Raw genomic sequence first — 15475 nt, 5'->3', positions numbered from 1 at the left:
CAATACGTCTCACAGAGAAGGACAACTTACGGGCTAACAAAACCAGGTTGCTTTTGTCGCCGTTACGTCTTAGATTACATCTGGTAAATATCTGTTACGGCTATGGATTATATTGCGAATCGGATCACTGTTGATGAAAACCTATGTAATGGAAAGCCTACAATTAGAGGCTTGGGTATAACGGTAAAAACAATATTGGAATACTTATTTGCAGGAGAAACCCGTGAAGAAATCCTGTACCAGTACCCGGATTTAGAGCCTGAAGATCTGGACGCCTGTCTGCAATTTGCCCTCCAAATGGCAGATCGGAAGCATACTATACAACCAGTAGCGGCCTAATGTATGCCTACGTATCTTATAGACACTAACCTCCCTTATTATTTTTCAATCTGGAGAACCGAGGAGTTTTTACACCAGCGAGACAGAAGTCCTACTGCTTCCGATACAGAAATCTGGAATTATGCCAGGAACAATAATTTAACCATTGTTACAAAAGATCGCGACTATTCTGACCGAATGCTTCTGGCGTCCCCTCCTCCCAGGGTAATTCACCTGAAGATAGGGAATATGAAAATGCGTGAATTTTATACGTTTATTGGTGATAACTGGAGTAGTATTGAAAAACTAAGCCGTACCCATAAATTGGTGTATGTCTTCCGCGATAAACTAGAAGGAATAGATTAAAACGCACATCCTAGCTCCTGCCCAATGGCCTCTTTTCAGCGGCTGAGCGATATTGATTTTGCTCAGCTCACCAACCGTCCCTTTTACCCGTCGCCCCTCGCCTGGGAAGATCAGGTGCTGTACTTTCTGATGCTCGACCGCTTCTCCGATGGTAACGAAAGCGGTTACCTCGATAATGAGGGAAATCCCGTTGCTGCCGGAACTACACCCCTGTTCCGCCGGTCTGACGATTACGAAAATGCCATAGGCACCAGGGCGGAGGCCGAGACCTGGCGGGATGCGGGCGGGCGGTTTGCCGGCGGCACACTGAGAGGGCTCGAAAGCAAAATTGGTTACCTGAAGCGGCTGGGGATCACGGCCATCTGGATCAGTCCGGTCTTTAAGCAGGTCGTTTCCCAGGAAAGTTACCATGGCTACGGCATTCAGCACTTTCTGGACGTAGAGCCTCGTTTTGGCACCGCCGATGAGCTGCGCCGGGTGGTGCAGACCGCTCATGACCACGGCATCTACGTTATTCTGGACATTATCTTCAACCATGCCGGTGATGTGTTTGGCTATAATGCCGACCGCTACGATACTTTTGACGAACACCGTAACATCACCTATATAGATCCGCGCTGGGATGGCCGTCCTTATGTCGTTGCGGGATACCGCGATAGCCGCGGAGATACGTCACTGCCGTTTCAAACCATCGATCTGGCCCAGCACCCGGATGCCTGGCCTGACGGAGCCATCTGGCCCGCCGAATTTCAGACTCCGGACACGTTTACCCGCAGAGGGCGTATCAACAGCTGGGATCATGATCCGGAATACCTGGAGGGTGATTTCTTCACCTTAAAGGACATTCTGCACGGTAGCGGTCAACTGGATGACTATCAGCCATCGCCTGGCCTGAAGGCCATTTGTGAGGTGTATAAATACTGGATTGCCTTTGCTGATCTGGATGGCTTCCGAATCGATACGGTTAAGCATATGGATCTGGGAGCCAGTCGCTACTTTACGGCCGTGATCAAGGAGTTTACCATGAGCCTTGGTAAAGAGAATTTCTACCTGATCGGGGAGATCACCGGTGGCCGGCAACGGGCCTTTACTACGCTGGAACTAACGGGGATTGACGCGGCTCTGGGCGTCGACGATATTCCCGATAAAATGGAGTACCTGGTAAAGGGTTACCGAAACCCGACCGAGTATTTCAGTCTGTTTCGTAATTCAGAGCTTATCCAGAAAGAGTCGCACATCTGGTTTCGGAATCGGGTGGTCACTATGGTTGATGACCACGATCAGGTGCGGAAAGGGGAAAACAAAGCCCGTTTCTGTGCCGCTGCCGGAACAGACCAGCAACTGGTAGCGGTTGTCGCCCTAAACGTGACAACCCTCGGTATTCCCTGCCTGTATTACGGGACCGAACAGCGCTTCGACGGGCATGGTAAAAACGACCGTTATCTGCGTGAAGCCATGTTTGGCGGAGAATTCGGCGCGTTTCGGAGCCGGAACCGCCATTTTTTTGACGAAGACAACGAAGCCTATCGAAAAATTGCCGACATACTGGCGGTGCGGAGGCAGCACCTGGCCCTGCGACGCGGCAGGCAGTACCTGCGGCCGATTTCCGGCGACGGCCTGTCGTTTGGTTTACCTCAGATGCTAGGCGGTCAAATCCGGTCTGTAGTACCGTGGTCGCGGCTGTTCAACAACCAGGAACTGCTCTGCGCCATTAATACCGATGCGGATCAGCCCCGGACTGCCTGGGTGACCATCGACAACGAACTCCACCGGGCCGGCGAGCGGTTACGCTGTATTTACTCGACGGACCTGACCGTAAGCGCACCGGATGTCGAGGTGGAAGCCCGCAACGGAAAAGCTATCCGGATAACCGTACCGGCAGCGGGCTTCGTGATTTACGGATAATAACGGTTTACCGGCCATAGCATACACATGCCAGTAAAACCAGGCGGATAAATTTGAGGTAAGCAAGTCAGAACGTGAAACGATTCAGCTTCTTTGCTGTTGACGACATAGAAGCGTATAAAGCTAACGTATGAATCCGTCAACTGGCAAACTTATTATGCTGATCGGTGCTGGTGTTGTGCTGATTGGTGTTGTAATCTTTTTCTTCGGTGACAAATTAGGCTGGTTAGGCCGGTTACCGGGCGACATCCGGATTGAAGGCCGCAACGGCGGTGATTTCTATTTCCCGATTGTCACCTGCATTGTGCTCAGCATTCTGCTGAACCTGATTATCGTTCTGATCCGGAAATTTTTCGGGTAGACTGCTGGCTGGAGGTTCCGGGCTGGCTGGACCCGCGATCTTTGGGCGGCAGGGCGTCGGTGGTGGAGCCAGCCGGCAGATCATTCAGGCTGTAGTTCAGCTTTGTGATATAGAATACCTCCCTGGGTGGACCGCTGTATCCTTTCTCTCCGATCTTCTGAAAACCGCAGGCCAGGAAATAATGATCGTACCAGGCGGCCAGGTTATCGTGCGTGGAGTAAAGAACTTTCTCGTTGTCAGAATTAGGCTTCAGCGTATAATTTTCGCGGGGTTTCAGCACTTTACTACCCCGGATTACCTCCGTATGAATTTCTCCATCCTGCGGATAAGCCAGAACCATCAGGTCGCCCTGCTGCGATACCTGCACCATCTCTGTCAGTTCCGGGCTATTCAGGTTTTGTATGGCCAGGCAGTTATCCCACAGGAGCTTGCCCTGCTTATCGAAACCGCACAAAAAGGCGTGCGTGTAGCGATACCCTTCGAAATAGCGGTCGGCCGAGCGCATCATGCCTGCTTGGTAGGGAAGCGTAGTACCCCGGTATTGCGGATAATATACTTCGGCCAGCAGCGTCAGGCCGTCTTTGGTCGGGATAGGATCGTGGACCAGCAGCCGGTAGCGGAACTTAACGTCCTTGCCTTCTTCCTTTTTTTTCAGAATCCGGGCCAGCAGCCGCTCCTGACGCTTGGGCTTCAGGTAATTGAAAAAATTCTGTAGCTGCGAAAATTCGATATACCGGATGTCGTTAGTATGCACCGTTATGGCATCGGGCCGGGGCGTATCGACGGGCTTGATCCGCGTAATGTAAATACCCTGCGAATACGGGGTGCAGTCGGTCGAGTAGTTTCCTACCAGCAGTAGTTCATTATCGGTGGCCGGTACCAATTTTCCCGAGATCAGACTGTATTTGGAGCCGTCGAAGTTGACGGTCCGCAGCGGCTTGCCTTCGTAGGTATAGGACCGGATAGAGAACTGGCAGTTTCGCTTCAGGGAATGGGCCAGCACATGGACCTCCTGGCGGTTTTCGTCAATCTCCAGGCTGTTGATCTCCATATGATTCACGTACAAACCCGGCAGTACCCGGTTGGTACGGTCGAAAAACGAAAAGGTCATCACCACCGGCCGGTTGCGGTAATACCCCCCTACGTAGGCCGTATTGCCCAGAACCTTGAAGTGCTGCATATCCATCTGATTGAGCAGATCGCCGGTAAACTGCTCGGTCAGCCCATCTTCCATACTCACCCGGATGATCTGGATGGCCGCCGACTCTTTTTCCCGGAACAGCCAGTACAGGTGGTGGTCATTATGGTAAGACAGGACCGGCTCGAAGCGCGGGTCCTGCTTGAACTCGTTGGTCCAGACGGGTTTCAGGTCTGTGTCGTATTTGCTGAAATGAAACCGGGCGGGGCTTGTATCGTAAAAATCGCCCCGGCGAACGGTGACCAATACACCCCGGTCGGCCAGCGGGGTTACGTCAAACGATTCTTCGATATTCTGGTTGGTGGTCAGTTCAAGCCTCACGGAGTGGGCCAGTTGTGCCCGGGCGGGTGCCAGCAGCGTGCTCAGCACCAGCAACCACCCGATGACCTTGGATGAATACATAATGTAATCTGAATGAGTGGCTTAAATCTACACAATGGCCAGTGATTTACAAACAGGATTGTCTATCCTTTCAAACGGTAAAACGGCATAAAGGTTGTGCAATTCCGCAATCAATTTACCGGAGTTGCCGGTTTTCAGCTACTTTTGCAGCCGGAAAACAGGCTATAGCCGAATGGATATACAAGCGCAACTGAAACAGGATATACAACAGGCAATTGCTGGCCTTTTTAGGGTTGAACAACCAGAAGAGGTAGCGTTGCAGCCCACCAAAAAAGAATTCGAAGGACTTTATACGTTCGTTACCTTTCCGCTGACCAAAGCGCTCCGTAAATCACCCGTTGAGATTGGGCAGGCGATTGGCGCGTATCTGCAGGAACAGTCGCCGGTCGTCAGCCGCTTCAACGTGGTACAGGGCTTTCTGAACATCAGCATTGCCGATTCGGTATGGCTCAATGTACTCAACACCATGCTGGGTGACGCGTCTTTTGGTACGCTACCGGCAAAAGAGCAGTCGGTGATGGTGGAGTTTTCGTCGCCCAACACCAATAAGCCGCTGCACCTGGGCCACCTGCGCAATAATTTTCTGGGTGCCTCGGTCGCCGAAATTCTGAAGGCCAACGGCTACGATGTGGTAAAAACCTGTCTGGTCAACGACCGGGGTATCCACATTTGCAAGTCAATGCTGGCGTACCAGCACTTCGGCAACGGCGAAACGCCAGAGTCGGCCGGTCTGAAAGGTGACCACTTTATCGGCAAATATTACGTCATGTTCGACAAGGCCTACAAGCAGCAGATTGAAGAGCTGGTAGCCGGCGGAATGGCAAAAGAAGAAGCCGAAAAGAAAGCGCCCCTGATACTGGAAGCTCAGGCGCTGCTGCGGAAATGGGAGCAGAGCGATGTCGAAACGGTAGCGCTCTGGAGACAGATGAACGAGTGGGTGTATGCCGGCTTTAACGCAACGTATCGCACGATAGGCGTGAGCTTCGACAAGACCTATTACGAGTCAAATACCTATCTGCTGGGCAAAGATGTTATTGAAGAGGGGCTGCAGAAAGGTGTTTTCTACCGGAAAGACGATGGCTCGGTCTGGATTGACCTGACTGAAGAAGGCCTGGATCAGAAACTGGTGCTGCGTTCCGACGGCACATCGGTCTACATGACGCAGGACCTGGGCACCACCGACCTGAAATTTCAGGATTTCCACAACGACCGGTACATCTGGGTGGTGGGCAACGAGCAGGACTACCACTTTGCGGTATTGTTTGCCATCCTGCGCCGGCTGGGCCGCTCCTACGCCGACGGCCTGTACCACCTATCCTACGGCATGGTAGACCTGCCCAGTGGTAAGATGAAATCGCGCGAGGGAACCGTTGTGGACGCCGACGACCTGATTCAGGAAATGTATGACACGGCCGAAACCCGCACGCGTGATCTCGGCAAAATTGAAGACTTTGAAAGTGAAGAAGCCCGCACGCTGTACCATATGCTGGCAATGGGCGCGCTGAAGTACTTTCTGCTGAAGGTTGACCCTAAGAAGCGAATGCTCTTTAACCCCCAGGAATCTGTCGATTTCCAAGGGCATACCGGACCCTTCATTCAGTACACCCACGCCCGGATCTGTTCGGTGTTGCGGAAGGCTGAACAGCAGGGTATTCATCCGGCAGGCTCATTACCTGCGGTTGACTTACATCCCACCGAGCAGCAACTGATTTACCTCCTCAGCCAGTACCCGCAACGCTTAGCCGAAGCCGGAGCCGATTATGCCCCTTCGTATCTGGCACAGTATGCGTATGAACTGGCAAAGACCTACAACCAGTTTTACGCCGACGTATCGATCCTGTCGGAGCCGGATGCGCAGAAAACGGTAACCCGCGTAGCGCTGTCCAAAGTTGTGGCGGAAACGATTCAGAAAGCGATGGGGTTATTATGCATCGACGTGCCAACAAAAATGTAGGACAATTTGTTGATGCAACTGAGCGAACGGTATGCTTAACTGCCGTAAACTTTATCTGATCACAATTTTAACCTAAAAGAGATGAAACGAGCCCTGTTGCTTGTATCGGCTGTACTTATGATTTCCACCTTACTCGGCCATGTCTTTGGCAACAAAAAAGAGGCTTTAGCGCGTCCGGTGGATGTGAATGCGCCGGCTAAAACGCTGCATGACTTCACTATGACGTCTATTGACGGTAAACCGGTGTCGCTGAGCGGTTTCAAAGGAAAAAAAGTAGTTATTCTGAATGTGGCCTCCAAGTGCGGCTACACCCCCCAATACGCCGATTGGGAGAAGTTCTACAAAGAACATGGCAGCAAGGTTGTGGTGCTGGGCTTTCCGGCCAACAATTTTATGAGTCAGGAGCCGGGCAGTAACGAAGATATTGCGGCCTTCTGCCAGAAGAATTACGGCGTAACGTTCCCGATGTTTGAGAAGGTTGATGTAACTGGCGACAGCCAGCACCCGCTGTACAAGTGGCTTTCGACCAAGTCGCTGAACGGCTGGAACGATAAAGCGCCGAGCTGGAACTTCTGCAAGTATGTCGTTAATGAAAACGGTCAGTTGACCCACTTCTTTGCCTCCGGTGTAAAACCCAATGATCCGGAGTTTAAGAAAGCAGTAGGGATTTAATTTGTTTCAAGTTTCAGGTTCCATGTTTCAGGTTTACGCCCCTTAGAACATGGAACCTGAAACTTGAAACTTGAAACATTATGAAGAGTTGGATTGCGGCTGCGCGGCCGCGCACGTTGCCGCTGGCGCTGGCCAGTATTATTCTGGGAAGTTTTCTGGCGCTGGCTGCCGGGCAGTTCAGTCAGCGGATTTTCATGCTGGCGGCTCTCACGACGATCTTCCTGCAAATTCTCTCCAATTTTGCCAACGACTACGGCGACGCTATTTCCGGTAAGGATACTGCCGAGCGCGTAGGCCCCCAACGAGCGGTAGCAACCGGTCTGATTACCCGAAAGGCCATGCTGTGGGGAATGATCATCACGGCCTTGCTGGCGTTGGGGTCTGGTATCTGGCTCCTGATCGAAGCTTTCCGCGACGCTTCGCCCGAAACGTTCTACCTGTTTTTAGGGCTGGGCTTTCTCAGCATTGGTGCGGCTGTGGCGTATACCAACGGCAAGCGTCCCTACGGCTATAGTGGTTTAGGAGACATTGCCGTGCTGATTTTTTTTGGCTGGGTGGGGGTGCTGGGTACTTACTTTCTTCATACCCTTTATTTCGACTTTGCTACCATATTACCGGCCACTAGCGTCGGCTTGTTTGCAACGGGTGTTCTGAACGTAAATAATATACGTGATATTGAAACCGACGCAAAAACCGGTAAGTACTCGATTCCGGTGCGACTGGGCCGGGAGCGGGCTACGGCCTACCACTGGGTGTTGTTGATTGCCGGCATGGTCTGCGCCGTTGCCTATACGCTGTTGGTGGGCTGGGACAATTACCTGGACTGGCTTTATCTCCTGAGTTTCCCGCTGTTTATCCTGAACGGCTACAAGGTAGCCACCCACCGGCAGCCGGCTGAACTGAACCCCCGCCTGGGTCAGTTGGCCATGACTACGCTGCTGTTTGTGCTACTCTTTGGCGCTGGTATCATACTTTAATAATCCCGATCAGTCTCTACTATTCTTTTGAATACCTGTGCGTCTTCAGTCATGTAGCTATTGTTGAAGAAAACGTAAGCGCGCCTGTCCGGTGGCAACAGCTCGGCCAGGTCCGATAACTCCTGAGGTTCATACTTATAACGCCAGCCATTCCGGCCGTGTAAGCGAAAGTAACACTGCTCAGGCGTCATGGTTGTGCTGACAAACGGATCGACAACATGCCATAAGTTCAGATCCTCGCACAAGGCTTTTACCACTTGCCTGTCCCACGGTCCGCGGGGCTCCCAACAAAGTGTTAGCCCATTACGCTCAATCCCTGAAAAGAACCGGACCATGTTTGAAATGTGCTCCCGTGTCTGATCAAAGCTGGCAGGGCATTGAAACAAAATAACGTTTGCCCGCAACGCATCCGCGCACGCACGAGTGGTTTGCCAGGCTTCTTCCACAATCGGTGTGGGTTTGAAAAAACCGGTCCCGGTCCGCTCCTGATCAGACAGATTTCGTTTCAGGCGTTTATACGTGGGACTTTTAGCCTCATGGGTAATAAGCTGCCAGGCTTTCAGCGTAAACTCGAAATCGAGTGGTACTTCCGTGCGCCAACGCTCCAGGGTAGGCACTCGTGGCGGCTGATAAAAGGTTTGCTGTACCTCAACGCTTGAAAAAAGCGCAGCATACCGGCTTTTTGTTCCGTTAAACCCACAAGTGCCAATCCTGACGTCGCGCTGCATCGTTATTTCTTCACGATGGTAAACTCGTCGCGTACAACACCGTCGCTGCAAACCCAGCGGGCGTTCAGCCGTTTGCCGGCCACATCGATCAGCATGGAGCCGCCTTCGGTATTGTTGGAATAGACCATCGCCGGGTGAGGATAGCCGTTTGCCTTGCCACCCAACTGTCCGCCGGAGCCGGCCACGATGTAGATGATACCCTGCTTCTTCCGGCCTAGCCTGTACTCATTGTGCTGATCCGACGTCGCTGCACTGACCACATGCTTATTCTTATCAAAAGTTTGCGCTAAGCCATAATGCCCCACCAGCGGAAACGTGCGCTCATACACATGACTGTGCCCGCCCAGAACCAGGTCAACGTTGTAGCGCTCCAGAATGGGCAGCAGGTTCTGGCGAATTTTAACCAAAGCCGTTTCCTTATCTGAGTCGTGAGAGCCTTTGGTGTACGGCGGGTGGTGGAAGAACACAATTGTCCAGGGCTGCTTATTGGCGGCCAGATCCCGCTTCAGCCAGTCGACCTGTCGGCCGGTAGTGTCGTACAGCCAGTGCTGCCCGTCGAGTTTGCCGTAGGAGTCCAGCGAGACAAAGTGAATGTTACCGTAATCGAATGAGTAGTAGGATTCGCTGCCGGAGGGTACGCCACCCGCTTCCGCTTTCTCGGGCATTGTAAAACTTTTGAAATACGGGATGTCGAACTGGTCGGGTTTGCCGCCATAATCATGGTTGCCGGGCGTGGCGTAGGAGGGCGTATTGGGTAGAAATGAATTCTGGTACTGCGCAAACAGATGCCGCTGAAATTCATCGTCGAAACCTTTTGAATAGGCGTTGTCGCCCAGCATGAGCCACACATCGGGACGGTGATCCGTCGTAGCTTTCAGAATCTGATCCCGGCCGTTGATCTGGTTATCCGAGCTGTTGCCAAAATCGCCAATAGCCCAGATCCGCACCTTTGTTTTAGCTCCCGTTTTGGGAGCCGTATGAAAGAACATATCTGAGCCTACCGCCAGAGGTATATTATCTGTACCAATTGCGTAATGATAACTGGTGGCTGGTTTGAGGCTGCTCAGGGTTATTTCGTGTTCGGTGGTCAGGTTGGCGCTGGTAGCCGTGAGGTTTAGCTTATCCTGCTTTTGGCCATACAGGACTTTGCTGCTAGTAGGCATATCTGTACGCCAGCGCACAATTATAGATGAAGGGGTAACTACCTGTAAGTAAGGTCCTCGGGTAATTTTAGGCGTTTGGCCCAGGAGAGAACTCCAGCCGGTTACAAAAAGAATAAGCGCAAAGAATCTAATCTTAAAAAGCTTCATGGGAACAGGAAGTACAGTAGCGTTACAGCACCAAAGTTACCGCCTTAGCATTAAAAGTCATGCTGCTTTACCAGTAGTTTTAACTGTCTGAGAGCACTCATGCGGTAATTGCCTCAACGGCGCATTACGGTTCGGGTAATCGTATGCGGTCCGAGTTGAACCGTAATCAGGTACAGTCCGGCCGGCTGCGGTAGTGCAATCGGGTAGCGGGTTTGGGTACTCTGTTTATACGCTGCCTGATAAACCTGTCGGCCGGTTGGATCTGTCAGACGCAGCATGACATCTTCCGGGCGGGTCAGTTTCAGTTGAACGGTAATCTGATCGGTGGCAGGGTTTGGATATACAGCGACCTGCTGCTCCAGGATTGGCTCCAAACCAGTAGGACCAGTCACGTTTACCGTATAAACGTCCTGCAGACAGCCTTGTTGATCGTTAACGGTATAGCGATAAGTGCCGGGTGCGTTTGGCCGGACAGAAATGGAACGGCTCGTTTGTCCCTCAGACCAGCTATACTGACCCGGCCACGAGGCTGTCAGGCGCAGGGTGTCACCGAATGAGATTGTTGATGTTGAATTCTTATTGACATTCTTGAGCAGCGTAAACTGATCCCGGACGACTCCGTCGGTGGCCAGCCATTGGGCAGTAAGCCGGTTGTCATTAACGTCGAGAATAAGTGAACCTCCAAGGTCCCGGTTCGCGTACACCGTAGCCGGATGCGGATAATCGGTGGCTTTCCAGCTTAGCGCACCACCCGAACCGGCTACAACATAGACGGTTCCCTGTCCTTTAATTATAGGGCAGGAGTTAGCAGAACCATCGTAACGGCCCGTCGTGTTCGACACCATATGCCGGGCTGGATCAAATGTATTCGCAAAGCCTGTATGCCCCTTGATCAAATACGTTCTCTCATAAATATGACTGTGTCCGCTGAGCACTAGATCCACATTATAACGCTCCAGAATAGGCAGCAGATTCTGACGAATCAGCACTAGCTCCGCTTCTGTATCGGAGTCACGGGAGCCTTTGGTGTAGGGCGGGTGGTGGAAAAACACGACGGTCCAGGGCAGTTGGTTAGCGGCTAAATCCCGCTTCAGCCATTGAACCTGGGTGCCGGTGGTGTCATAGAGCCGGTGTTTGCCGGCCTCATTGCCAAAGGAGTCCAGAGAAATGAAATGGACGTTCCCGTAGTCGAATGAATAATACGATTGGGAGGCAGAAGGAACTCCACCAGCCTCGGCCTGGCGTGGCATGCTAAATAGCTTGTAGTAATCAATATCGAAGGCATTGACATCACCGTTGTAATCGTGGTTACCGGGGGATGGCCAGACAGGCGTAGTAGCAAACAGTGATTTCGGATAAATATCGAATACATACCGTTGAAATTCATCATCCTTTCCGCAGCAATAGGCGTTATCTCCCAGCCATAGCCATATATCCGCTGGCCGATTTTTTGTGAAAGTCAGGTATTGATCCCGTACAGCCATTTGGTTTTCGCTGCCGATGCCAAAATCGCCGAGTGCCCATACCCTGAACGGGGTGGTACTCCCTTTCGGGGGAGCTGTTGCGAACTGGAAGGTCGACCAGTCTCCGGCTTTATTATTGGCATGCCCTACGCTGTATGCGTAAGCTGTTGCGGGTTGTAAGCCCGTAAGGGTAACGATATGCTCCCGGGTCAGTACCGGGTCGGTTGTTTGCTGGTTAATTGGGCCATTAGCCCGCCCGAAGAACACCCGGCTGTCGGTAGCAACATTCGTACGCCAGCGGACGATAACCGATGTTGGCGTAACTACCTGAAGGTACGGCCCCCGGATTAAGGCCGGCTCCGACTGGCCGATTGCCTGAAGGCTAACGAGTAGGAGAAAGATTTTAATCCAATAAACAGGTTTCATAGGTGGTGATTATGCCGTTCGGGGTTGTAAAGGTATCTAATGTCCCAAATCAGCAAACGATACACCGGCAGATTACTCTCTGTTTCGCCGTATTTTATTCTTTTAAGCACCATAAACGATTTATCGACAAACGGTTTTGTCTAGTTCCTGCAACAATATACATTTATCCGGTTATTAGTTACTCTAAATCAATTCATTTGGTGATATGCTCTATCTATCCACTCATTTACGGTTAACGGCCACATCCGGTACTTTAGTCCGTCTGCTTTTTCTCTTTTTGGTTTGCCATGGAACGCCCTCCGTCTGGGCGCAGGCGATTACCCAGCAGATTATTGTGGATCAGTTTGGCTGGCGTACCAACGCCCGAAAAACTGCTGTTTTTGCCAATCCGGTCAGCGGGCAGAACAGCGGTACCCCCTATACGCCAGGAACTCAGTATCAGGTGCGCCGGTCATCGGATAATAGCGTGGTCTTTACCGGCAACACGGTGATCTGGAACAGCGGCAATACGCATACCGACTCGGGTGATAAGGCCTGGCATGGCGACTTTACCAGCGTAACCACACCCGGTACGTACCATATCTACGACCCGACCCGCAACCTGCGTTCGTACGATTTTGAGATCCGGGATAATATTTACGGCCCGGTTTTGCAGGCGGCTGTGAAGGTATTTTATTACCAGCGCAGCGGAACGGCCATACCCGCGCAATACGGCGGTAACTGGAACCATGCACTGGCCCACAGCCAGGATGCTAATGCCTTGTTGTATACCTCGGCAGCCCAGCCAAACACTACCCGCAACGTGACCGGAGGCTGGTACGATGCTGGCGATTATAACAAATATGTACCATTTCTGGTCAGCCCAATGTGGGATCTGCTGATGGCGTATGAACTGCGCCCGAATGCGTTCACCGATGCCACCAATATCCCGGAATCCGGCAATGGCGTACCCGATGTGCTGGATGAACTAAAGTGGGAACTGGACTGGATGCTGCGCATGCAGGCAGCCAACGGCGGAGTACACAATCGCGTAGCCGTAACCAGCTACAGCAATGGCACCGACGATCCGTCGACGGATACCCAGCCCCGCTATTACACCAACATCACTACCTGGTCGACGGCAACGTTCGCGGCTATCATGGCGCATGCTTCGCGGGTGTTCGGCGCCTATGGTACGCAGTTTCCGAATTATGCCAATACCCTCCGCACGGCAGCCGAAAGTGCCTGGACGTTTCTGGAAGGCAATCCGAACATGAGCCCATCCACCGGCACAGACGGTGCGTCAATGGCCGCTGCCGATGCCGGTTCCAATCCTAACCAGGACCGGCGACTACGTATTCTGGCGGCCGCTCAGTTGTTCCGCACGACTGGTACGGCTAAATACAAATCCTACTTCGAAAGTAATTACAGCAATACGAGTGCGACAAGTGAGAACGGATTTCACCCCCTGACAAACTTCATGGACCCCTCGCTATGCTGGGATCTGAACCAGGCGTTTATCATCTATTGGAGTACACCCGGTGCCGACGCTACCATTGTATCGAAGTTGAAGGCAACCCTCAAAACAACGATGGACTGGTTCCATGATCCCTATTATGCACAAAAAAGCGACCCGTACCTGGCGTATATGTTTTCGGGCCACTATACCTGGGGCTCCAATCAGTTAAAAGCCCGATGGGGGCAACTGGCGGTTATTGCCCTGGAGGCTAATGTAAATTCGGCGAAAAACAGCCTTTATCGTGAGATCGCTGAGGAGTATCTGCATTACTTCCACGGCCGCAACCCACTGTCTTGGGTGTACCTGAGCAATATGGGTACACGGGGTGCCAATGTGGGTGGCGATAAGAATATTGAAGAGTTTTACCATAGCTGGTTCCGCCATGGCTCCGCCCGGTACGATGGTCCTGCTTCTCAGTTTGGTGGCGCACCCGGTTATGTGGTCGGTGGTCCGAACCAGAACTATACGGGTACCACTTCTCCTCCAAAGAACAACCCGCCAATGAAAGCGTTTGCAGCCTGGAACAGCGACTGGCCTGACCCGTCGTGGGAGGTTACCGAACCGGCCATTTACAACCAGGCAGCTTATGTGTTTCTGTCCTCGTATTTTGCGGAACCCGCCAGCGTACAGCCTACGCTGAGTGCATCCAGTAACAGCCCCGTTTGTATCGGTCAAACCGTCAATCTGGCGGCTACTCCCACTAATCTGAGTGGCACCATTTCTTACGCCTGGAGCGGACCAAACGGATTCTCATCAACGGCCCAGAACCCAGCTATTCCGAATGCGACCACGGCCCTATCCGGCACGTATTCGGTAACGGCTACCAGCAACGGCAGTAGTTATATCGCCAGTACGTCTGTTTCGGTCAATCCGGCACCAACCGCTTCGGCATCAAGCAATAGCCCGGTGGCGGCCGGACAGACGCTGAACCTGTTTGCCACCAGTGCCGGTTCGGGTGCCAGCTATACCTGGAGTGGACCGAACAATTTTAATTCGACGGTACAGAACCCGTCCATCACCAACGTCACTACATCTGCTTCGGGTACGTACACGCTTACGGTGGGCCTGAATGGCTGTTCGGGTACTGCCACAACCAGTGTAACGATAACCGGCGTCTCGGCCAGCACGTACATCATTTATGACGATGCCTTACAGGCCGGCTGGGAAAACTGGTCGTGGGGCACAACCGTTAATTTGAGCAATACGTCGCCAGTGCAGAGTGGTACCCGATCAATCGCGGTGAAATACAATCAAGGGTGGGCCGGCTTTTACCTGCATACGGCATCGCCCGTGAACCTGAGTGGACTTTCGCATCTAAAATTCTGGGTAAATGGGGGGAAATCGGGCGGACAAAAGATTACGGTGAAGATGAATGGGGACAATACCAACATTTATTCACTGACTATTCCTAAAAACACCTGGACGCAGGTTACTGTACCGCTGACCACCTTTGGCAGCCCGACTACGCTATACGATCTGTACTTCCAGGAGGGTATCGGATCGACCAAGCAGGCGGTGTACTATCTCGACAAAGTTTATCTGGCCAATTCGGCTACGGCACGGGCGGGGGCAGAACTGGCGTTGGGCACAACTACTGAGGTGAAGCCGGAAGTACGGGTGTATCCGAATCCGGTAGACGGGCATCAGGGAACGCTTACGCTTCAGTTCATCGGATTTAGCCCTAATGAGGAGGTTCAGCTTACACTTACAGATCTTCAGGGGCGGTCCCTGAAGCACATGCAGCTAACGCTGACCACACCGGAAAAAGATGTACCGCTGGGGCGGCTGTCGCCGGGTCAGTACTTTATACGGGTGCTTGGCGAACGGGGACAGCAGATTAAGAAGGTGCTGGTAAAGTAACGGGAAACCTGTTTCGTATTGTCGGGTCGCATGGAGT

12 protein-coding genes are annotated in these 15475 nt (G+C 52.4%); 8 read left to right on the top strand and 4 right to left on the bottom strand.

Annotated features, from left to right (window positions below):
• Positions 1-102: 102 nt before the first annotated feature.
• The 4 genes from ABD949_RS14635 to ABD949_RS14620 all read left to right on the top strand — a co-directional run bounded on the left by ABD949_RS14635 (position 103) and on the right by ABD949_RS14620 (position 2950).
• Positions 103-339, top strand: a complete 237-nt coding sequence (locus ABD949_RS14635; protein WP_345244589.1) for a DUF433 domain-containing protein — start codon at positions 103-105, stop codon at positions 337-339.
• Between the two features lie 3 nt (positions 340-342).
• Complete coding sequence (locus tag ABD949_RS14630) at positions 343-684, top strand: DUF5615 family PIN-like protein (protein WP_345244588.1); 342 nt, start codon at positions 343-345, stop codon at positions 682-684.
• A 24-nt stretch (positions 685-708) separates the two neighbouring features.
• Entirely contained in the window at positions 709-2589 is a 1881-nt protein-coding gene (locus ABD949_RS14625) for an alpha-amylase family glycosyl hydrolase (RefSeq protein WP_345244587.1), read from the top strand.
• Between the two features lie 130 nt (positions 2590-2719).
• Positions 2720-2950, top strand: a complete 231-nt coding sequence (locus tag ABD949_RS14620) for a DUF2905 domain-containing protein (RefSeq protein ID WP_345244586.1) — start codon at positions 2720-2722, stop codon at positions 2948-2950.
• Here the strand turns inward: ABD949_RS14620 and ABD949_RS14615 are convergent.
• Entirely contained in the window at positions 2919-4550 is a 1632-nt protein-coding gene (locus ABD949_RS14615) for a hypothetical protein (RefSeq protein WP_345244585.1), read from the bottom strand. The genes ABD949_RS14620 and ABD949_RS14615 overlap by 32 nt on opposite strands.
• Before the next feature lie 172 nt (positions 4551-4722).
• Here ABD949_RS14615 and argS point away from each other — a divergent pair, with 172 nt between their 5' ends.
• The 3 genes from argS (at position 4723) to ABD949_RS14600 (ending at position 8153) form a co-directional block, all read left to right on the top strand.
• On the top strand, positions 4723-6504 hold the full coding sequence (argS, locus tag ABD949_RS14610) for an arginine--tRNA ligase (protein ID WP_345244584.1): 1782 nt from the start codon (positions 4723-4725) through the stop codon (positions 6502-6504).
• A gap of 81 nt (positions 6505-6585) precedes the next feature.
• Positions 6586-7176: a glutathione peroxidase gene (locus tag ABD949_RS14605; RefSeq protein WP_345244583.1), complete on the top strand. Its 591-nt coding sequence runs from the start codon at positions 6586-6588 to the stop codon at positions 7174-7176.
• An 80-nt stretch (positions 7177-7256) separates the two neighbouring features.
• Entirely contained in the window at positions 7257-8153 is an 897-nt protein-coding gene (locus ABD949_RS14600) for a 1,4-dihydroxy-2-naphthoate polyprenyltransferase (RefSeq protein WP_345244582.1), read from the top strand.
• On the opposite strand, the gene ABD949_RS14595 is transcribed toward ABD949_RS14600, so the two are convergent.
• From ABD949_RS14595 to ABD949_RS14585, 3 genes are all read right to left on the bottom strand, one after another.
• A complete protein-coding gene (locus ABD949_RS14595; RefSeq protein ID WP_345244581.1) occupies positions 8150-8881 on the bottom strand; it encodes a DUF72 domain-containing protein in 732 nt (243 codons plus the stop codon). The two genes, ABD949_RS14600 and ABD949_RS14595, sit on opposite strands and share 4 nt — an antisense overlap.
• A 2-nt stretch (positions 8882-8883) precedes the next feature.
• Positions 8884-10191, bottom strand: a complete 1308-nt coding sequence (locus tag ABD949_RS14590; RefSeq protein ID WP_345244580.1) for a purple acid phosphatase family protein — start codon at positions 10189-10191, stop codon at positions 8884-8886.
• A gap of 113 nt (positions 10192-10304) precedes the next feature.
• A complete protein-coding gene (locus tag ABD949_RS14585; protein ID WP_345244579.1) occupies positions 10305-12080 on the bottom strand; it encodes a metallophosphoesterase in 1776 nt (591 codons plus the stop codon).
• A 205-nt stretch (positions 12081-12285) separates the two neighbouring features.
• Here ABD949_RS14585 and ABD949_RS14580 point away from each other — a divergent pair, with 205 nt between their 5' ends.
• Positions 12286-15438, top strand: coding sequence for a glycoside hydrolase family 9 protein (locus ABD949_RS14580; protein ID WP_345244578.1), 3153 nt, complete (start codon positions 12286-12288; stop codon positions 15436-15438).
• Positions 15439-15475 lie beyond the last annotated feature (37 nt).

This window comes from Nibrella saemangeumensis, from assembly GCF_039541915.1.
Classification (GTDB): Bacteria; Bacteroidota; Bacteroidia; order Cytophagales; family Spirosomataceae; genus Nibrella; species Nibrella saemangeumensis.
This window is presented reverse-complemented; position numbering and strand designations above follow the sequence as displayed.